Origin of the sequence: Streptomyces mutabilis, from assembly GCF_046628145.1 — a bacterium.
In the GTDB taxonomy this organism is placed as follows: Bacteria; Actinomycetota; Actinomycetes; order Streptomycetales; family Streptomycetaceae; genus Streptomyces; species Streptomyces mutabilis.
The window spans coordinates 2,247,175-2,266,586 of sequence record NZ_CP176874.1; the positions used below are offsets into that span (position 1 = coordinate 2,247,175).

15 protein-coding genes are annotated in these 19,412 nt (G+C 73.7%); 11 read left to right on the plus strand and 4 right to left on the minus strand.

Annotated elements, in window-relative coordinates:
* Window positions 1–473 precede the first annotated feature (473 nt).
* Window positions 474–1,211: a hypothetical protein gene (locus ACLIN4_RS09970; RefSeq protein WP_107480577.1), complete on the minus strand. Its 738-nt coding sequence runs from the start codon at window positions 1,209–1,211 to the stop codon at window positions 474–476.
* Between the two features lie 60 nt (window positions 1,212–1,271).
* Here ACLIN4_RS09970 and ACLIN4_RS09975 point away from each other — a divergent pair, with 60 nt between their 5' ends.
* Window positions 1,272–2,054 carry an adenosylcobinamide-GDP ribazoletransferase gene (locus tag ACLIN4_RS09975; protein ID WP_100044228.1) on the plus strand — a complete coding sequence of 261 codons (783 nt, stop codon included), beginning with the start codon at window positions 1,272–1,274 and terminating at the stop codon, window positions 2,052–2,054.
* 19 nt (window positions 2,055–2,073) lie between these two features.
* On the opposite strand, the gene ACLIN4_RS09980 is transcribed toward ACLIN4_RS09975, so the two are convergent.
* Window positions 2,074–2,859: an endo alpha-1,4 polygalactosaminidase gene (locus ACLIN4_RS09980; RefSeq protein WP_100044229.1), complete on the minus strand. Its 786-nt coding sequence runs from the start codon at window positions 2,857–2,859 to the stop codon at window positions 2,074–2,076.
* Between the two features lie 240 nt (window positions 2,860–3,099).
* Between ACLIN4_RS09980 and ACLIN4_RS09985 the strand changes: the two genes are divergently transcribed.
* From ACLIN4_RS09985 to ACLIN4_RS10015, 7 genes are all read left to right on the plus strand, one after another.
* On the plus strand, window positions 3,100–4,626 hold the full coding sequence (locus ACLIN4_RS09985; RefSeq protein WP_107480413.1) for a leucyl aminopeptidase: 1,527 nt from the start codon (window positions 3,100–3,102) through the stop codon (window positions 4,624–4,626).
* Between the two features lie 310 nt (window positions 4,627–4,936).
* Window positions 4,937–6,325, plus strand: a complete 1,389-nt coding sequence (gene lpdA, locus ACLIN4_RS09990) for a dihydrolipoyl dehydrogenase (RefSeq protein WP_179342807.1) — start codon at window positions 4,937–4,939, stop codon at window positions 6,323–6,325.
* A gap of 64 nt (window positions 6,326–6,389) precedes the next feature.
* Window positions 6,390–8,213, plus strand: coding sequence for a 2-oxoglutarate dehydrogenase, E2 component, dihydrolipoamide succinyltransferase (gene sucB, locus ACLIN4_RS09995; RefSeq protein WP_307652929.1), 1,824 nt, complete (start codon window positions 6,390–6,392; stop codon window positions 8,211–8,213).
* A gap of 208 nt (window positions 8,214–8,421) precedes the next feature.
* Window positions 8,422–9,045, plus strand: coding sequence for a GntR family transcriptional regulator (locus ACLIN4_RS10000; RefSeq protein WP_019326115.1), 624 nt, complete (start codon window positions 8,422–8,424; stop codon window positions 9,043–9,045).
* Between the two features lie 428 nt (window positions 9,046–9,473).
* Complete coding sequence (gene aceE / locus ACLIN4_RS10005) at window positions 9,474–12,176, plus strand: pyruvate dehydrogenase (acetyl-transferring), homodimeric type (RefSeq protein ID WP_289903708.1); 2,703 nt, start codon at window positions 9,474–9,476, stop codon at window positions 12,174–12,176.
* A 72-nt stretch (window positions 12,177–12,248) separates the two neighbouring features.
* Window positions 12,249–13,250, plus strand: coding sequence for a helix-turn-helix transcriptional regulator (locus ACLIN4_RS10010; RefSeq protein WP_289903707.1), 1,002 nt, complete (start codon window positions 12,249–12,251; stop codon window positions 13,248–13,250).
* A 55-nt stretch (window positions 13,251–13,305) separates the two neighbouring features.
* Window positions 13,306–13,827 carry a DUF4240 domain-containing protein gene (locus tag ACLIN4_RS10015; RefSeq protein ID WP_107480203.1) on the plus strand — a complete coding sequence of 174 codons (522 nt, stop codon included), beginning with the start codon at window positions 13,306–13,308 and terminating at the stop codon, window positions 13,825–13,827.
* A gap of 75 nt (window positions 13,828–13,902) precedes the next feature.
* On the opposite strand, the gene ACLIN4_RS10020 is transcribed toward ACLIN4_RS10015, so the two are convergent.
* The gene (locus ACLIN4_RS10020; protein ID WP_107480205.1) at window positions 13,903–14,637 is read right to left on the minus strand and encodes a peptidoglycan recognition protein family protein; all 735 of its coding nucleotides are present in this window, start codon (window positions 14,635–14,637) and stop codon (window positions 13,903–13,905) included.
* 334 nt (window positions 14,638–14,971) lie between these two features.
* Here ACLIN4_RS10020 and ACLIN4_RS10025 point away from each other — a divergent pair, with 334 nt between their 5' ends.
* Window positions 14,972–16,156, plus strand: a complete 1,185-nt coding sequence (locus ACLIN4_RS10025) for a MarP family serine protease (RefSeq protein WP_381913422.1) — start codon at window positions 14,972–14,974, stop codon at window positions 16,154–16,156.
* A 49-nt stretch (window positions 16,157–16,205) separates the two neighbouring features.
* Here the strand turns inward: ACLIN4_RS10025 and ACLIN4_RS10030 are convergent, their stop codons facing one another.
* The gene (locus ACLIN4_RS10030) at window positions 16,206–16,700 is read right to left on the minus strand and encodes a GNAT family N-acetyltransferase (RefSeq protein ID WP_179342811.1); all 495 of its coding nucleotides are present in this window, start codon (window positions 16,698–16,700) and stop codon (window positions 16,206–16,208) included.
* 71 nt (window positions 16,701–16,771) lie between these two features.
* On the opposite strand from ACLIN4_RS10030, the gene ACLIN4_RS10035 reads away from it, so the two are divergent.
* On the plus strand, window positions 16,772–17,689 hold the full coding sequence (locus ACLIN4_RS10035) for a TIGR01777 family oxidoreductase (protein WP_289903697.1): 918 nt from the start codon (window positions 16,772–16,774) through the stop codon (window positions 17,687–17,689).
* Between the two features lie 227 nt (window positions 17,690–17,916).
* Entirely contained in the window at window positions 17,917–19,323 is a 1,407-nt protein-coding gene (locus ACLIN4_RS10040; protein ID WP_289903695.1) for an NAD(P)/FAD-dependent oxidoreductase, read from the plus strand.
* Window positions 19,324–19,412: the final 89 nt, after the last annotated feature.

The window sequence follows — 19,412 nt, forward strand, 5'->3', positions numbered from 1 at the left end:
CGGGGGCCCGGCACGCGTGTGGGCGCGGGGGGGGTGTCGCGGCCCGGCGCTGCGGGGTGCCGCTGCGCCCACCCTCCCTCACTCTCGGCTTCGCTCGAGCGGGGGGGACCCCATCGCCCCAGCGGCACGACTGCCCGCAGCTACGTGAGTATGGCGGCACCCGCGTGCACGGAAAGTCGCGTACGGCGGGAAGGGGACGTGTCGGGGGGTGTCCGCCCGCAGCGGTTGGCGCGTCCGCGCCGTTCACCCCCGTAGCCGACCGATTCCGCGCCGTTCCGAGGACGGACACCCCCCGGCGCGGCCCCGACCCACCGCACAACCGAACGCGCTACCCGCACCCCCACCCACCCTCAGCGGCGCCGCAGGCACCCCGGCACCCCACCGAACCCGCACAGGCCGCCGCAGGCACCCCCGCCCACCGCCGGAGGCACCCCGCACAGGCCGCCGCAGGCACCCGCCCGACCACCGGAGGTCTACGCGTCCGGGCGCCCCCCGATCCAGTCCTCGAAGGCCCGGCGCGGGCCGGACCAGCGGCGGTCGTGGCGGTAGGCCCGCAGGCGGGACTTGGCGCGGGCGTGCGGCCGGCGGGCGTAGAAGCGGCGGGCCCAGAAGGAGTCCGGCCGTGCCAGGCGGACCGCGCCGACCAGGGCGACGAGCGGCACGATCACGCCGAAGACCGCGAGCCGTGCCTTGCCCTTGGCCAGGGCGAGGAGGGAGAAGACGAAGTTCCCCGCGACGGTCGCGATGACGTTCGCCCGGTCCTGCAACTCGTCCTGCGACATGCCGTCGACGCCGAACGGCGTGAACCCGGCGAGGACCAGCCCCACCAGCGCCGCCGTGACGACCACGACCTCCACGCTCTTGCGCCCCGCCTCGCTCCAGTACACGTCGTCGAGGTGCAGGATCAGCGCGAACTCGTCCAGCACGAGGCCCGCCCCGATCCCGAAGACCACCGCGGCGAGCGCGGAGCCGAACCCGTGCCGGCCCCCGGCGACGGCCGCGAACCCGCCCACGACGGTGAGGACGATCCCAGGAACGACGTGGTGCACGTGCACCCCGCCCGCCTTGACATTGCCGAAGGGCCCCTTGCCCGCCCGGATGAGCCGGGTGATCACCCGCGTGACCACGAAGGTCAGCACGAACGCCCCCAGAGCGAGGAGCAGCGGCAGCTTCCCCGGTTCCATGATGTTGCGCTGCCACCAATCTCCCATATGCGCACTTTATCCCCGGGCCGCTCCGATGCCCCGGTGACCGCCGGGTAGTCTGCGCCGGTGCTCAGGACCCCCTCCCCCGACGGCCTCCGCTTCGCCTTCGGCACCCTCACCGTGTTCCCGGTCAAGGTGACCCGCTGGGACCGCGAGGCAGCCCGCGGCGGCATGCTGTGCGCGCCGCTGGCCGGCCTCGCCGTCGGCGTCACGGCCGCGGCGGCCGGGCTCCTGCTGCTGCTCCTGGGCGCGGGCGGCCTGCTCGCCGCCGTCGCCACCGCCGCCGTACCGGCCCTGCTGACCCGCGGTCTGCACCTGGACGGGCTGGCCGACACCGCGGACGGACTGGGCAGCGGCAAGCCCGCCGACGACGCGCTGCGGATCATGAAGCAGTCGGACATCGGGCCGTTCGGCGTGCTCGCCCTCGTGTTCGTGCTGTTCGCCCAGGTGGCCGCGCTCGCGCAGGCGTACGACGACTCCTGGGCGCGGGGCGCGCTCGCCGCCGTGGTCTCGGCGACCGCCGCCCGGCTGGCGCTGACCCTCGCCGCCCGCGGCGGGGTGCCCGCCGCCCGCCCGGAGGGGCTGGGCGCGGCGGTCGCCGGGGTGGTGCCGACGGGTGGCGCGACGGCCGTCACCGCCGTCGTCATGGCGGCCGCGGCGGGGGCCGGCGCGTTCCTCGGACCGTACGACGCGGTCCGTGCGGCGCTCGCCGTGCTGTGCGCCGTCGCCGTCGCCGAACTCCTCCTGCGCCACTGCGTCCGCCGCTTCGGCGGGGTCACCGGCGACGTCTTCGGCGGGGTCGCGGAGACGGCGGCCACCACCGCCCTCGTCGTTCTCGTCCTCGGCTGACACGAGACCCGCCCCGGCCTCAGCAGGCCTGTCGCCACACCCCCAGCTCGTACTTCTTCAGCATCGAACTCAGCCCCAGCTCACGGGAGTCGGCGCAGAACCGCTCGGTCGGCAGCTCGTACTCGACGTGGAAGACCGCCTTGCCGGCGTCGACGAACGGCTTGTTGTCGGCGCACTCGCCGTACTGGGCACACTGCTCGTTGACCGCGAAGTCGAAGTCGTCGACCAGTTCCGGGATCTGGTCCAGGTCGTTCTTCAGGCCGACGGCCATGCCCCGGTCGTGGGCGAGCCTCGCGATCAGCCGGTTGTAGCGGAGCTGGTCGTCGGCGGTGAGCGGGAAGCCGGTGTCGTTCCGGTAGCCGTCCATGTTGTCCGGCTCCACCGCGTCGAAGCCCTTGTCGCGGCACATGTCGAACCGCTCGGCCATCAACGGCTCGAGGACGTCCGTCGCGCGGATGTCCAGCCAGCGCTCCCCCTCCCAGCCGTTGCCCTTGCCCAGCACCGACTTCGGGAACTCGGCCGCGTCGGGGCGGAAGTCCTCCCACGCGCCGGTGGAGACGTAGCAGATGACCTTGCGGCCGTCGCGGTGCAGCCCGGCCACCGTCGCCTCGGTGTGGTCGAAGCCGTCGATGTCGTAGACCGGCACGTCGACGGAGGTGTCCAGCTTGCCGCTGAGCTGCCACTGCCAGGCGGTGCCGGGGCGCGGCCGCCAGTGGCCGGCGCCGTCCGGCTCGTCGTCGGGGGATGCCGTGGAGCAGCCCGCGAGCAGCAGGAGAAGGGCTGTCAGCAGGACCGGGCGTCTCACGGGGCGTGCTCCAGGGGGCGGGGACGGCGTACCGCAATGATCTCGTACGCCGTCGGCGGCGCGGAAACCGCGGGGCGCGGGCGGGAGCGGACGGGGACGCGAGCGTAGGCTCGTGCCGGGTGTTTGCCTGCCCAGGTAAGGACCGCATCGCAGGAGGGATCTAGGGTCGGTTGTCGGGCCCGGTCGACCCACCCGCATTCGGCCGCACAGGACTTCATACGGAAGCGAGATTTCACCACCGTGACTGCTCTCACTCTCTCCACCGCCGCGGCGCCCGGCCTGCGGGCCGACGCGATCGTGATCGGTGTCGCCAAGGGCGCCAAGGGACCGGTCGTCGCACCGGGCGCCGAGGCCGTGGACAAGGCGTACGACGGCCGGCTCGCCGGCGTCCTGGAGACCCTCGGTGCCTCCGGCGCCGAGGGCGAGGTGACGAAGCTGCCCGCGCCGTCCGGCTTCAAGGCACCCGTCGTGGTGGCGGTGGGCCTGGGCGCCGAGCCCGAGAAGGACGCCGGCTTCGACGCCGAGGCGCTGCGCCGGGCCGCCGGCGTGGCCGCCCGCGCGCTCGCCGGCTCCAAGAAGGCCGCCTTCGCCCTGCCGCTCGCCGAGGCCGCCGACGCCGGCGCCGTCGGCGAGGGCGTGCTGCTCGGCGCGTACTCCTTCGACGCCTACAAGGAGACCGGCAAGGACGCCAAGGCGAAGAGCGGCAAGGCCCCGCTGGCCGAGGCCGCGCTGCTGGGCGGCAAGCCCCGGGACAAGGCGTACAAGGCGGCGATCGAGCGTGCCGCGGCCGTCGCCGAGGAGCTGAACCGCGCCCGCGACCTGGTCAACACCCCGCCGAACGATCTCAACCCCGAGGCGTTCGCGGCGGTGGCGCAGGCCGCCGCGAAGGAGCACGGCATCAAGGTGCAGGTGCTCGACGAGAAGGCGCTCACCAAGGGCGGTTACGGCGGCATCCTGGGCGTCGGCGCCGGTTCGGCGGCGGGTCCGCGGCTGGTGAAGCTGTCGTACACCTCGTCCAAGGCGACGAAGTCCCTCGCCTTCGTCGGCAAGGGCATCACCTACGACTCGGGCGGCATCTCGCTGAAGCCGGCCGGGCACAACGAGACGATGAAGTGCGACATGGCCGGTGCCGCCGCCGTGTTCGCCGCGGTCGTCGCCGCCGCGCGCCTGGGCCTGGAGGTCAACGTGACCGGCTGGCTGGCGCTGGCCGAGAACATGCCGTCGGGCTCCGCCACCCGCCCGGGTGACGTGCTGCGCATGTACAGCGGCAAGACGGTGGAGGTGCTCAACACCGACGCCGAGGGCCGGCTCGTGCTCGCCGACGCGCTGTGGGCGGCCTCGCAGGAGAAGCCGGACGCGATCATCGACGTGGCGACCCTGACCGGCGCGATGATGCTGGCGCTCGGCAGCCGGACGTACGGGATCATGGCGAACGACGACGCGTTCCGTGCCGCGGTGCACGAGGCGTCGGAGGAGGTCGGCGAGCCGGCGTGGCCGATGCCGCTGCCGGAGCACCTGCGCAAGGGCATGGACTCGGCGACCGCCGACATCGCCAACATGGGCGAGCGGATGGGCGGCGGCCTGGTGGCCGGCCTGTTCCTGCGCGAGTTCGTCGGCGAGGGCATCGCCTGGGCGCACCTGGACATCGCGGGTCCGGCGTTCAACGAGGGCGGGCCGTTCGGGTACACGCCGAAGGGCGGTACGGGGACGGCCGTGCGGACGCTGGTGCGGGTTGCCGAGCGGGTCGCCCTCGGCGATCTCGGGTGACGTTCGCCTGAGAGCTCGGGGGTGCGGGTGATCCGGCGTCTGCGGGTCGTTGGGGCTTGTCGCGCCCACGCGGCGGAGCCGCAGATCAGATACGGCCCGCGCCCCTGAGGGTGTCTCCACTCCCTTCGCTACAAGTGAACGTGGGGCGTCTCACACACCGGCCCCACGTCTCGTCGGTCCCCTACAAGTGCGAAGATGGGGCTCGGCAGGACAGGGCCCCACCTAAGGGCCGAGAACAAAGAGCGGCCGGACACCAGCCGCCGACCGGTCACTGGAGACCGGCGTGGCGCACATGCATGGAGGACGTGACGTGGCGAACGACGCCAGCACCGTTTTCGACCTAGTGATCCTCGGCGGTGGCAGCGGTGGTTACGCCGCGGCGCTGCGCGGGGCGCAGCTGGGCCTGGACGTCGCCCTGATCGAGAAGGGCAAGGTCGGCGGTACCTGCCTGCACAACGGATGCATCCCCACCAAGGCCCTGCTGCACGCGGGTGAGATCGCCGACCAGGCCCGCGAGAGCGAGCAGTTCGGTGTGAAGGCCACCTTCGAGGGCATCGACATGGCGGCCGTCCACAAGTACAAGGACGACGTCATCGCGGGCCTGTACAAGGGCCTGCAGGGTCTGATCGCCTCGCGCAAGGTGACGTACATCGAGGGCGAGGGCCGCCTGTCCTCCCCGACCTCCGTCGATGTGAACGGTCAGCGCGTCCAGGGCCGCCACGTCCTGCTGGCGACCGGCTCCGTGCCGAAGTCGCTGCCGGGCCTGAACATCGACGGCGACCGGATCATCTCCTCCGACCACGCCCTCAAGCTCGACCGCGTGCCGAAGTCCGCGATCGTCCTGGGCGGCGGCGTCATCGGCGTCGAGTTCGCCTCCGCGTGGAAGTCCTTCGGCACGGACGTCACGATCATCGAGGGCCTCAAGCACCTCGTGCCGGTCGAGGACGAGAACAGCTCCAAGCTGCTGGAGCGCGCCTTCCGCAAGCGGGGCATCAAGTTCAACCTGGGCACCTTCTTCGAGAAGGCCGAGTACACCCAGGACGGCGTCAAGGTCACCCTCGCCGACGGCAAGGAGTTCGAGGCCGAGGTCCTGCTCGTCGCCATCGGCCGCGGCCCGGTCTCGCAGGGCCTGGGCTACGAGGAGGCCGGGGTCGCCATGGACCGCGGCTACGTCCTCGTCGACGAGTACATGCGGACCAACGTCCCGACCATCTCCGCCGTCGGTGACCTCGTCCCGACCCTCCAGCTCGCGCACGTCGGCTTCGCCGAGGGCATGCTGGTGGCGGAGCGGCTCGCCGGCCTGAAGACCGTCCCGGTCGACTACGACGGCGTGCCGCGGGTGACGTACTGCCACCCGGAGGTCGCCTCCGTGGGCATCACCGAGGCCAAGGCCAAGGAGATCTACGGTGCGGACAAGGTCGTCGCCCTGAAGTACAACCTGGCGGGCAACGGCAAGAGCAAGATCCTGAAGACCACGGGCGAGATCAAGCTCGTCCAGGTCAAGGACGGTGCCGTGGTCGGCGTCCACATGGTCGGCGACCGCATGGGCGAGCAGGTCGGCGAGGCCCAGCTGATCTACAACTGGGAGGCGCTGCCGGCCGAGGTCGCTCAGCTGGTCCACGCCCACCCGACGCAGAACGAGGCGATGGGCGAGGCCCACCTCGCGCTGGCCGGCAAGCCGCTGCACTCCCACGACTGACCTCCCTCGGTCATTGGGCGCGACGACACAGACTTCCGCAATTTCGTAAGGAGCAACCGAAACCATGGCGGTTTCCGTAACCCTTCCGGCGCTCGGCGAGAGCGTCACCGAGGGCACCGTCACCCGTTGGCTGAAGGCCGAGGGTGAGCGTGTCGAGGCCGACGAGCCGCTGCTCGAGGTCTCGACCGACAAGGTCGACACCGAGATCCCGGCGCCCGCCTCCGGCGTGCTGTCCTCCATCAAGGTCGCCGAGGACGAGACCGTCGAGGTCGGCGCCGAGCTGGCGCTGATCGACGACGGCTCCGGCGCCCCGGCCGCCGAGGCCGCCCCGCAGGCCCAGCAGGTCGCCGAGCCGGCTCCCGAGCCCGCCCCGGCCGCCCCCTCCACCGAGCAGGCCGCCCCGGCGCCCGCTCCCACGGCCGAGGCGTCCGCCGGCGGCGGCTCCGCCGAGGGCACGGACGTCGTCCTGCCCGCGCTCGGCGAGTCCGTCACCGAGGGCACCGTCACCCGCTGGCTGAAGTCGGTCGGTGACAGCGTCGAGGCCGACGAGCCGCTGCTGGAGGTGTCCACCGACAAGGTCGACACCGAGATCCCGGCCCCCGCCTCCGGCACCCTGCTGGAGATCGTGGTCGGCGAGGACGAGACCGCCGAGGTCGGCGCCAAGCTCGCCGTCATCGGCGAGGCGGGTGCCCCCGGTGCAAGCACCGGCTCCACTGGAGCCGCTGCCGCCGCGCCCTCCGAAGCCGCCCCCGCGCAGGAGGCCCCGGCCGCCCCGGCCCAGCCCGAGCCCACCCCGGCTCCGGCCCCGGCCGCCCCCGCCGCTCCGGCGCCGCAGGCCCCCACGGCCCCGGCTCCGCAGCAGCAGACCACCCCGGCGCCCGAGCCGACCCCGGCCGCCCCGGCGCCCGCGCCGGCCCCGGCCGCCGCTCCGGCCGCCCCGGCCGCCGCCCAGCCGGTGGACGACGGCGCCTACGTCACCCCGCTGGTGCGCAAGCTCGCCGCCGAGAACGGCGTCGACCTGTCCACCGTCAAGGGCACCGGCGTCGGCGGCCGCATCCGCAAGCAGGACGTCATCGCCGCCGCCGAGGCCGCGAAGGCCGCCGCTCCGGCTCCGGCCGCCGCTGCCGCCGCGCCCGCGAAGAAGGCCCCCACCCTGGAGGCCTCCCCGCTGCGCGGCCAGACCGTGAAGATGCCGCGCATCCGCAAGGTCATCGGCGACAACATGGTCAAGGCGCTGCACGAGCAGGCCCAGCTGTCGTCGGTCGTCGAGGTCGACGTCACCCGTCTGATGAAGCTGCGCGCCCGTGCCAAGGACGCGTTCGCGGCGCGTGAGGGCGTCAAGCTCTCGCCGATGCCGTTCTTCGTCAAGGCCGCGGCCCAGGCGCTGAAGGCGCACGCGCCGATCAACGCCAAGATCAACGAGGCCGAGGGGACCATCACCTACTTCGACACCGAGAACATCGGTATCGCGGTGGACTCCGAGAAGGGCCTGATGACCCCGGTCATCAAGAACGCCGGTGACCTCAACCTGGCCGGCATCGCCAAGGCGACCGCCGACCTGGCGGGCAAGGTGCGGGCCAGCAAGATCAGCCCGGACGAGCTGGCCGGTGCCACCTTCACCATCTCCAACACCGGTTCGCGCGGCGCGCTGTTCGACACGATCATCGTGCCGCCGGGCCAGGTCGCCATCCTCGGCATCGGTGCCACGGTCAAGCGTCCGGCCGTCATCGAGACGGAGGACGGTCCGGTCATCGGCGTCCGCGACATGACGTACCTGACCCTGTCCTACGACCACCGCCTGGTGGACGGCGCCGACGCCGCCCGCTACCTGACGGCGGTCAAGGCGATCCTGGAGGCGGGCGAGTTCGAGGTCGAGCTCGGCCTGTAATTCCCCTGCCGATGGGCCTGTACGGTGCCCCCGCCCGGAGCTTCCCGGGCGGGGGCACCGTCGTGTTTCGTCCGGGGCACGCTGTGTAAGTCTCGTCTCACCTGCGTAAAAGCGCCCCCGTGCGCCCTTCCCGCCCGCCGCGACGGCCGTATTGTCTAACCGTCAAACGCCCCCGGGGTCCGAAGGGGACCCTTCCGAAGGAGCTCTCATGACCGCGCCCGTCGTCCACTCGCTGCGCGAACAGATCCGCGAGCACATCCTGGAAGGGATCATCAGCGGACGCTGGCAGCCGGGCGAGCGGATCGTGGAGCGGCGGATCGCCACCGAGCTGGAGGTCAGCCAGACGCCGGTGCGGGAGGCGCTGCGCGAGCTGGAGTCGCTGCGGCTGATCGAGTCGGCGCCGAACAAGGGCGTACGGGTGCGGAACCTGACCGCCGCCGACCTGGAGGAGAGCTACCCGGTACGGGCCGGCCTGGAGGCGATCGCCGCCGAGCTGGCGGCGGAGCGGCTGGCGGAGGACTGCTCGGCCCTCGAACCGCACGTCGCCGCGCTGTACGAGGCCGACCGCGCCTCCGACGGGACGGCCCAGGTCCGGCACACGGTGGGCTTCCACCGGGAGCTGGTGCGGGCGGCGGGCAACTCGGTGCTGCTGCACACCTGGGAGGGGCTGGGCATCGAGGTGTTCACGGCGCTGTCGATACGGTGGCTGGGGACGGTGCAGCAGTCGTACGCGGAGGAGCACGAGGAGCTGGTCGCCGCCTTCCGCCGTCGGGACCCGCGGATCCCGGAGATCGTCAAGGCGCATGTGCTGGGCTGCGCCCCCCGCGCGTAGTTCCTCGCCCCCGCCGCCCCTCCCCTTCCGCCCCTGGGGGCTACGTACCCAGACCGCCGTCCGCGCGGTTCCCCGCGCCCCTGACAGGAGCGCGGGGCTGTATCGATGTGCGGCTCCGCCGCGGGGGCGCGATCAGCCACCCCGCACCCGCGGACGCGACACCACCGAACCACCCGAGCTCTACGGCGCTCACCTGCACAAACACCCACCAGCACAGGTCACTCCGTGCCATCGCCGAAGGCACCCCGTGCCGACTTTCTCGGTATCGAGAGGTTTTGCCCCTCAACCCTTTGATCGATCATCGATCACGGAGTTACAGTCACCGTCGGGCTTTCACCGAAGCCCACCGCCCTGTCCTGCCAAAGACCTAGGGCACCCCCGAACCCTTGACGATGAGGGAACCCCCTTCGACTGAGGAAGGCGGCGACATGACCGACCCCAAAGCCATCCAGCCGAGCGAGCTCGACCAGCTCCCGGACCGCGACCCGGAGGAGACCGCCGAATGGCAGGCCTCCCTGGACGCCGTCACCAAGGCGGCCGGGCCGCACCGTGCCGCGTACCTGATGCGCCGCACGCTGGAGCGCGCCGAGGGCGCCGGCCTCGCCCTGCCGAAGCTCCTCGAGACGGACTACGTCAACACCATCCCCACCTCCGCCGAGCCCACCGTGGACGGCGACGAGGAGATGGAGCAGCGGATCACCGCCTGGAACCGCTGGAACGCGGCGGCGATGGTCACCCGCGGCAGCAAGTACGGCGTCGGCGGCCACATCGCCACCTTCGCCTCCGCGGCCTGGCTGTACGAGACCGGCTTCAACCACTTCTTCAAGGGCAAGGAGGGTGACGGCTCCGGCGACCAGCTCTACGTCCAGGGCCACGCCTCCCCCGGCATCTACGCCCGCGCCTTCCTCGACGGCCGCCTGAACGAGGAGCAGCTCGACAACTTCCGCCGCGAGTCCGGCGGCAACGGCCTGCCGTCCTACCCGCACCCGCGCCGCCTGCCCTGGCTGTGGGAGTTCCCGACCGTCTCCATGGGCCTCGGCCCGATCTCCGCGATCTACCAGGCGCGTTTCAACCGCTACCTGACCAGCCGCGGCATCAAGGACCTGACGAACTCCCACGTCTGGGCGTTCCTCGGCGACGGCGAGATGGACGAGCCCGAGTCCACCACCGCGCTCACCCTCGCCTCCCGCGAGGGCCTGGACAACCTGACCTTCGTCATCAACTGCAACCTGCAGCGCCTCGACGGTCCGGTCCGCGCCAACTTCAAGATCGTCCAGGAGCTGGAGGCCCAGTTCCGCGGCGCCGGCTGGAACGTGATCAAGTCCCTGTGGGGCACGGCCTGGGACGAGCTGTTCCAGCTCGACACCACGGGCGCGCTCGTACGCCGCCTGCGCGAGGTACCGGACGCGCAGGTGCAGACGTACCAGACGCGCGACGCCGCCTACATCCGCGAGGACTTCTTCGGCAAGGACCCGCAGCTCGCCGAGATGGGCAAGCTGCTGTCCGACGACAAGATCCTCGAGTGCTTCCACTACTCGCGCGGCGGCCACGAGTCCCGCAAGGTCTACGCCGCGTACAAGGCCGCGCTCGCCCACAAGGGCGCGCCGACCGTGATCCTGGCCCAGACGGTCAAGGGCCACACCCTCGGCCGCGGCTTCGCGTCCAAGAACGCCAACCACCAGATGAAGAAGCTCTCGGTGGACGAGTTCAAGGACATGCGCGACCTGCTCGGCCTGCCGATCGCGGACAGCGCGTTCGTCGACGGCGTGGTCCCCTACGGCCACCCGGGCGCCGACTCCCCCGAGGTGCGCTACCTCCAGGAGCGCCGCGCCGCCCTCGGCGGTCCGGCCCCGGCCCGCCGGGTGCACCCGCTGGCGCCGCTGCCCGCGCCCGCCGACAAGGCGTTCGCCTCCTTCGACAAGGGCTCCGGCTCGCAGAGCGTGGCCACCACCATGGCCTTCGTCCGCCTGGTCAAGGACCTGGTCCGCGACAAGGAGACCGGCAAGCGCTGGGTGCCGATCGTCCCCGACGAGGCGCGCACCTTCGGCATGGAGAGCCTCTTCCCGTCCCTGGGCATCTACTCGCCCAAGGGCCAGACGTACGAGCCGGTCGACCGCGACCAGCTGATGTACTACAAGGAAGCCAAGAACGGCCAGATCCTCAACGAGGGCATCACCGAGGCCGGCTCGATGGCCGACTTCATCGCCGCGTCCACCGCGTACGCGACGCACGGCGAGGCGATGATCCCGTTCTACATCTTCTACTCGATGTTCGGCTGGCAGCGCACGGCCGACCAGATGTGGCAGCTCGGCGACCAGCTCGGCCGCGGCTTCCTGGTCGGCGCCACGGCGGGCCGCACCACGCTGACCGGTGAGGGCCTCCAGCACGCGGACGGCCACTCCCCCGCCATCGCGGCGACCAACCCGGCGGCGCTGACGTACGACCCGGCGTTCGCGTACGAGGTCGCGGCGATCGTCAAGGACGGTCTGCGCCGGATGTACGGCGAGGCCGCCCCGGGCGAGGACCCGAACGTCTTCTACTACCTGACGGTCTACAACGAGCCGCTGCCGCAGCCGGCCAAGCCGTCCGTCGCCGGCGTGGACGAGGGCATCGTCAAGGGCCTGTACCGCTTCAACACGGCGGAGTCGGCGGGCCTGGCCCCGGCCGCGAACGCCCCGCGCATCCAGCTGCTGGGCTCCGGCACGGCGATCCACTGGGCGCTGAAGGCGCAGAAGCTGCTCACCGAGGAGTGGGGTGTGGCCGCCGACGTGTGGTCCGCTACCTCCTGGACCGAGCTGCGCCGGGACGCGATGGAGGCCGACGCGGCGCTGCTGCGCGGCGAGGAGCGGGTGCCGTACGTGCGCCGGGCGCTCCAGGGTGCCGAGGGCCCGGTGCTGGCGGTCTCCGACTACATGCGCCAGGTCCCGGACCAGATCGCGCAGTGGGTGGAGCAGGACTGGTCCTCGCTGGGCGCCGACGGCTTCGGTCTGTCGGACACCCGTGAGGCCGCCCGCCGCCACTTCGGCGTCGACGCCGAGTCCATCGTGGTCGCGGCCCTGGCCCAGCTCGCCAAGCGCGGCGAGGTCAAGGCGACGGCCGTGAAGGAGGCGCGCGAGCGCTACGGCCTGTAGGGATCGGGCACGACGTGAGAGGAGGCCCCCGCCGCGGCGGGGGCCTTCCGCGTTCTCCTGCATGATGTGGGGATGCGCGCTGCCCGGCTCATCAAGATGGTGCTGCTCCTCCAGTCCCGCCCCACCATGACCGCGGCCGAGCTGGCCCGCGAGCTGGAGGTGTCGGAGCGGACCGTGACGCGGGACGCGCAGGCGCTGTCGGAGGCGGGGGTGCCGGTGTACGCCGAGCGGGGGCGGGCGGGCGGCTACCGGCTCATCGGCGGGTACCGCACCCGGCTGACCGGGCTGGCCCGGGGCGAGGCAGAGGCGCTGTTCCTGTCCGGGGTGCCGGGGGCGCTGCGCGAGATGGGCCTGGAGGACGCGGCGTCGGCGGCCCGCCTGAAGGTGTCGGCGGCGCTGCTCCCCTCCCTGCGGGACGCCTCCCGCACGGCGGCTCAGCGGTTCCACCTGGACGCGCCGAACTGGTTCCGGGAGCCGGAGACGCCGGAGCTGCTGCCGGCGGTCGCGGACGCGGTCTGGGACGACCGGCGCGTCGCCGCCCGCTACCGGCGCGGGGCGGAGGAGGTGGTCCGGGAGCTGGAGCCGTACGGGCTCGTGCTGAAGGCCGGCGTCTGGTACCTGTGCGCCCGGGTAGCGCGGGCCGCGGGCGACGGGCCCTTCCGCGTGTACCGCATCGACCGGTTCACGGCGGTGGAGGCGGGCGAGGAGCGCTTCGCGCGGGACGACGGCTTCGACCTGCCCGCGTTCTGGGCGGAACGGGCCGAGCAGTTCGCGCGGTCGATCCTGCGGGCCCAGGTCGTGGTCCGGCTGTCGGCCCGGGGCGTGCGGGGGCTGCCGCACGCCGTCGACGCGCTGTCCGCCCGGGAGGCGCTGGCGGGCGCGGAGGCGCCGGACGCGGACGGGTGGGTGACGGTGACGCTGCCGGTGGAGTCGGAGGAGGTCGCGCACACGCAGCTCAGAGGGCTCGGACCGGAGGTGGAGGTGCTGGCGCCACCGGCGCTGCGGCAACGGTTCGCCCGGGACGCGCGGCGGCTGGCGGGACTGTACGCCGACGGGGACCAGGCCGGCGCATAACGATCCGCCGCCTCCGCGTGCGCCGTACCCGCCCAGGGCCGATGCTGGACCCGTGATGGACGAGACGGAGTTCTGGGAGCTGATCGACGCCACCCGGCAGGGCGCCGACGGCGATCCCGAGGACCAGGCGGACCTGCTCGTGGAGCGGCTCCTCGGGCTGGACCCGGACCTGGTGCTCGACTTCGCCCGCCACTTCGAGGCGCGTTACAACCGGGCCTGCACCTGGGACCTGTGGGGTGCCGCCTGGATCCTGCTCGGCGGCGCGAGCGACGACGCCTTCGACTTCTTCCGGTGCTGGCTGATCGGCCAGGGCCGCGAGGTGTACGAGGGCGCGGTGCACGAGCCCGACGCGCTCGCCGAGCTGCTGGACGACTTCGACGAGGAACTGGACGGCGACGGCGAGGAACTCGGCTACGCGGCCGACGAGGCCTACGAGCAGCTCACCGGCACCGTGGCCCCCGACCTCGGCATCGCGCCGGCGCCGGCGGAGCCGCTGGGCACCCCGGTGGACCTGGAGGACGACCGGGCCCTCGCCGCCCGGTTCCCCCGCCTGTGGGAGCGGTTCGGGCGGGAGTGAGGCCCGCCGCCCGCGCGTCGGCCTCAGAGCGCACGGCGGCGGCCGGTGTCGGACACCGGGCCTGTCGTCAGGCGGTCAGCCGGGCCGGCCCTGGAGCCGGGCCGCCGTGTTCCGGATGTCCGGGAGGCGGGCGCTCAGGGCCTCGCCCGGGCAGCTGGTCTGGTAGCCCTCGTCGTGGCCGGCGACGGCGGGCAGGGTGGCGGTGGCGCCGGCGGCGTACCGGCTGAGGCCGTTGCTGGAGACCAGGCGGACCTTCCCGCGCGGATCGGTGCCGGCCCCGCCGAGTTTCCAGGCGGCCAGCGCGGCGATCGCGTCGGTCAGCGCGTCGGGCACGGGTACGCCGGCGGTGAAGGTGCCGAGGGCGGCGATCCCGGTGGTGCGGTGGTTGAAGCCCTGGGTGTGGGCGCCGGTGACGGCGCGGTCGATGCCCCCGGCACGGCCCTCGTAGATGGTGCCGCAGCGGTCGACGACGAAGTTGTAGCCGATGTCGTCCCAGTCCCGCCCGCCCGTCTGACCCGAGTAGACGCCGCGGAGGATGGCCGGCACGTCGGCGCAGTCGTAGCCGTTCGGCGTGTCCGTGTGGTGGACGAAGACGGCGAGGACCTCGTCGTCGTAGCGCGGCGGCGGCTGTTCGCGGGCCTCCCCGCCCAGCCAGACCGACCGGGGCACGACGGTCGGCCGGGGCGCGGTGTACCGGTCGGCGGCGGCCTGCCGAGGGCCCGCGGTGGCGGCCCTCTCCACCCCGCTCGCGCACAGCGCCAGCGCCAGGACGGCGGCGAGGCCGGGGAGGCATCCGAGCACCGCCCGCACCGGGCCCGGCACCCGGGCCGCGGCCGGCACCCGCGTCGCCCCGCCGGGCACGCGCGCCGTGCGGGACGCCCGCGCCGCGCCGTCACGCCCGCGGGCCGCGCCGGGCAGGGGTGCCGCACGCCGTCGCCGGGCCCCGCGCGGCCCTCGGAAGACACCCATGGTCCCACTGTCCGGCGCATCGGCCCCGCCCGCGACGTGTGCTGTGCCACCTGGTGGAACCATCGCCCCGGTCCGCGACGTTTTCCGGTTGACCCGGGCTCTGATCGCGGGACCCGTCCGGCACGTACTCAGGGTTCCGGGGCCCGGCCGAGGGTCCGGCAGAAAGGCGGCTCGCGTGGACCTGCTCGACATCGTGCTGGCACTGGTGGTGCTGGCCTACGCGGCCTCGGGCTACCGGCGCGGGCTGGTGGCCGGCTGTGTCTCGCTGGCCGGCTTCGTGGGCGGCGCGGTGATCGGCGTGTGGCTCCTGCCGTGGGTGATGGACCTGGTGGCGCCGGGCTCGACGGCGGCGACGGTGACCGCCGTGGTCGCGGTGCTGCTGCCGGCGGTGGTGGGCCACGAACTGGCGGGACGGCTGGCGCTGCGGCTGCGCCGGGAGCTGGACGCGGGTCCGCTGAGGGTGGCCGACGGCATCGGCGGCGCGATGGCCAACGCGGCGGCCGCCCTGATCGTGGCGTGGGTGGCGGCGAGCGTCCTGGCGGCTTCCTCGTCGTCGCTGTTGACCTCGGCGATCCGGGACTCGACGGTGCTGGGCGCGGTGCAGCGGGCGATGCCGGACACCACTCCGGCGTGGTTCTCCGGGGCGACGTCCGCGCTGACCGAGGCGGGGTTCCCGCAGGTCTTCAACCCCTTCGAGAACGAGTCGACCGCCCAGGTCGCCGAGCCGTCCGGCGACAGCGTCACGGCCGCGGCGACCAACGCGGCCAAGCTCAGCACGGTGAAGGTGGAGGGCGTCGCCGGCAACCAGGGCCGGGAGGGCAGCGGCTTCGTCTACGCGCCGGAGCACGTGATGACCAACGCCCACGTGGTGGCCGGCATCGACGACCCGACCGTCCGGGTCGGCGGGGTGGGGCCGGCCCACGAGGCGCGGGTGGTGCTCTTCGACCCGGGCAAGGACGTGGCCGTGCTGTACGTGCCGGACCTGTCCGCGCCGGTCCTGCGGTTCGAGGACGACGCGGAGCGCGGGGACGCGGCGGTGGTCGCCGGGTACCCGCAGGACGGTGACCTGGACCTGCGGGCGGCGACGGTGGCGAACCGGGTCCGGGCCACCGGCCAGAACATCTACAGCGACGCGAGCGTCACCCGGGAGATCTACTCGATCCGCTCCACGGTCCGCCCCGGCAACTCGGGCGGCCCGCTGCTGACCACCGACGGCCGGGTGTACGGCGTGGTCTTCGCCCGCTCCACCTCCGACGCCCGGACCGGATACGTGCTGACGGCCGACGAGGTGGCCGACGACGCCCGTCGCGCGGCGGAGGCGACGGAGGCGGTGGACACGGGCGAGCCGGTCACGTCGTGAGCGCGCCTGCCCGCGTCGGTGCCGGCGACGGCGTCCGCGGTGCGCCCGCTCAGGGCGTGGTCAGCATCTGCCCCATCAGCACGTCGTCGACGTACCGGCCGTCGAGGTGGAACTCCTCGGGCTGCACGCCCTCGACGACGAAGCCCTCCGACTCGTAGAGCTTGCGGGCGGCGGTGTTGTGGCCGAGGACCCGCAGGGTGATACGGCGGAAGCCCTGCTCGCGGGCCTCCTCGACGGCGGCCCGGACCAGCGCGCGCCCCACGCCGCGACCGCGCGCCGCGTCGGCGACGGCGAGGCCGCGGATCTGGCGGACGTGGGTGTTGGAGGCCAGGGGGGTGGGGAAGCCGAGGCGGACGTAGCCGACGACGGCGCCGTCGAGTTCGGCGACCAGGTGGGCGTCCGGGCCGCAGACGTCGCGGAAGAACGGGTCGTCCGGTCCCGGCGGCGGCGAGACGGCGTGCAGGTAGGACCAGGTCTCGAGGTCGATCCGGCGCAGCGGCTGCTCGTCCTCGGACCTGGCGCGACGTATGTGCGGGGCTGGCATGACGGTCACTGTACGACGCGGTCGGGCGGCCCGGTCCAGCGGATTCCGGGGCCGCGCGGCAGGATGGACGCATGGACGATGGACGGATGGGCGGGGCGCGTTCGCGTGTCGCGGTGGCCGGCGCGTCCGGCGTCATCGGCGCGGCGCTGGTGCGGTCCCTGACCGCGGACGGCCACGAGGTCGTGCGTCTGGTACGGCGTCCGCCCCGGGGCGCGGACGAGGTCCGGTGGGACCCGGAGGGCGGGCGCGTGGACGCGGCCGGGCTCGCCGGGTGCGACGCCGTGGTCAACCTGGCCGGGGCGGGGGTGGGCGACCGCCGCTGGACCGACGCGTACAAGACGCGGATCCGCAGCAGCCGGGTGCACGGCACGACGGCGCTCGCCGAGGCCGTCGCCTCGATGGAGCAGCCGCCGCGGGTCTTCGTCAACGGCAGCGCGATCGGCTTCTACGGGGAGACCGGTGACCGGCCCGTGGACGAGAGCGCCCCCGCGGGAGAGGGTTTCCTGCCGTCCCTGTGCGTGGAGTGGGAGGCCGCCGCGGCGCCCGCCCGGCACGCGGGCGTACGGACGGTGTTCGTCCGGACGGGCCTGGTCGTCTCCCGCCGGGGCGGGGCCTGGGGCCGGCTGTTCCCGCTCTTCCGGGCGGGGCTCGGCGGGCGGCTGGGCGACGGCTCCCAGTACTGGTCCTTCGTGTCCCTGCACGACGAGGTGGCGGCGATCCGGTACCTCATGGAGCGCGAGGACCTGTCCGGCCCGTTCAACCTGACGGCCCCGCGCCCGGTGACCAACCGTGAGATCACCGTGGCGATGGGGCGGGTGCTGCGCCGTCCGGCGCCGTTCGCGGTGCCCGCGCCGGTCCTGCGCGCGGTGCTGGGCGAGATGGCGGGCGATGTCCTGGGCAGCGCACGGGTCCTCCCGGCCCGCTTGCAGGAGTCGGGTTTCCGCTTCGCGTTCCCGGAGATCGACGGGGCGATCCGGGCGGCGCTGTGAGAGGTCCGCGGCGCTGCGGGGCGCGGCGCCGTGTGACCACTCAGGACCGTGTGAGCCCGTTCGAGCACCAGATGACCTCCCTATGCGACCACCGTGCGACCGTGCCCTGCCTCCGTGCGATTCCCGTTGACCGTTTCCGGCCCTAACCTCGAATCGAACTCGGGTATCCCTCAAGCCGGTTGGGGGCATGACGTCTCCAGCGGCCGCGCAACCTCGAGGAGGGGCACGTGCTTGAGCCCGCGTACCAGGCGGACGTCGTCGTCGTGGGGGCCGGGATCGCCGGACTCGCCGCGGCGCATCGGCTGACCAGCCAAGGAGTGACGACCACCGTCCTGGAGGCCGCCCACGCGGTGGGCGGCAGGCTGGCGACGGAGAAGGTCGACGGCTTCCGGCTCGACAGAATCGGGCAACCGCTGTCGACGGCGTGCCCGGAACTGCGCCTCACCCCCGGGCTGGACGGCCTCGCGCTGCTGCCGTTCGCCCCCGGGGTGCTGCTGCACAGCGAGGGCCGCCACCACCGGGCGGGCGTCCCGGCGGGTGCGCGGGGCGCAAGGGGCGCACTCCACGCTGTGCGCGCCCTGGCGAGCGCCCCCCGCTCGGTTCCCGCGCCCCGGCGCCCGGTCTCCGTGGCCCGGACTCCCAAAAGGCCCGTCCCCGCTTCCCGTGCGCGGGCGGGCGCCCCGCTCGGCACGGCCGTCGACCAGGCCCGGCTGGGTGCCGCACTGACCCGTCTCGCGGGCACCCCCGTCGAACGGCTGCTGGCCCGCCCGGAGCTGTCCGCGGCCCAGGCGCTGGCGGTCCGCGGGCTGCCGGCCCGCACGATCGACGGTTTCCTGCGTCCGCTGCTCGCCGCCCTGCTCTCCGACCCGGACCTGACCACCTCCAGCCGGTGCGCCGACCTGGCGCTGCGGGAATTCGCCTGCGGGCGGCTCGGGCTGCCCGAGGGTGGTGCGGAGGCGCTGCCGGAGCTGCTGGCGCGGGGGCTGCCGCCGGGCACCGTGCGCACCGGCGTCCGGGTCACCTCGGTCGCCACCAACGCCGTCACCACCGCCGAGCACGGTGTCATCCGCTGCCGGGCCGTCCTGGTGGCGACCGACGCCCGGGCGGCGGCCGAGTTGCTGCCGGGCCTCAGGGTGCCGGACTTCCATCCGGTGACGGTGGTGCACCACACGACGGACGAACCGCCCACGACCGGCGCCGCCCTGCTGCTCGACGCGGACCGCGGCGGGCCGGTCGCCCACACGGCGGTGGTCAGCCACGTCGACCCGTCCCGCGCACCGGCCGGGCGCACCCTCGTCTCGTCCACGGTCCTCGGCGCTCCCCCGCCCGACGTCGACACGGCCGTACGCATCCACCTGTCCCGCCTCTACGGCACCCCGACCACCCGCTGGGAGACCCTCGCCGTGCACCACACGCCCGAGGCGGTGCCCGCGATGCGCCCGCCGCACGACCCGCGCAGGCCGGTACGGCTGCTGGCCGGCCTGTACGTGTGCGGCGACCACCGCGACACCAGCGGCGTCCAGGGCGCCCTCCACTCGGCCCACCGGGCCTCGGCGGCGATCCTGACCGACCTGGGGGCGGCCCGGCCGATGCACGCGGCGGACCCGACCCCGACGGCCCGCGCCGCCGCCTAGCCGTACCGGCCCGCGCGGTCGGGGCCCACCCGGCTGCCGACCCGCGCGGTCGGGGCCCACCCGGCTGCCGACCCGCGCGGTCGGGGCCC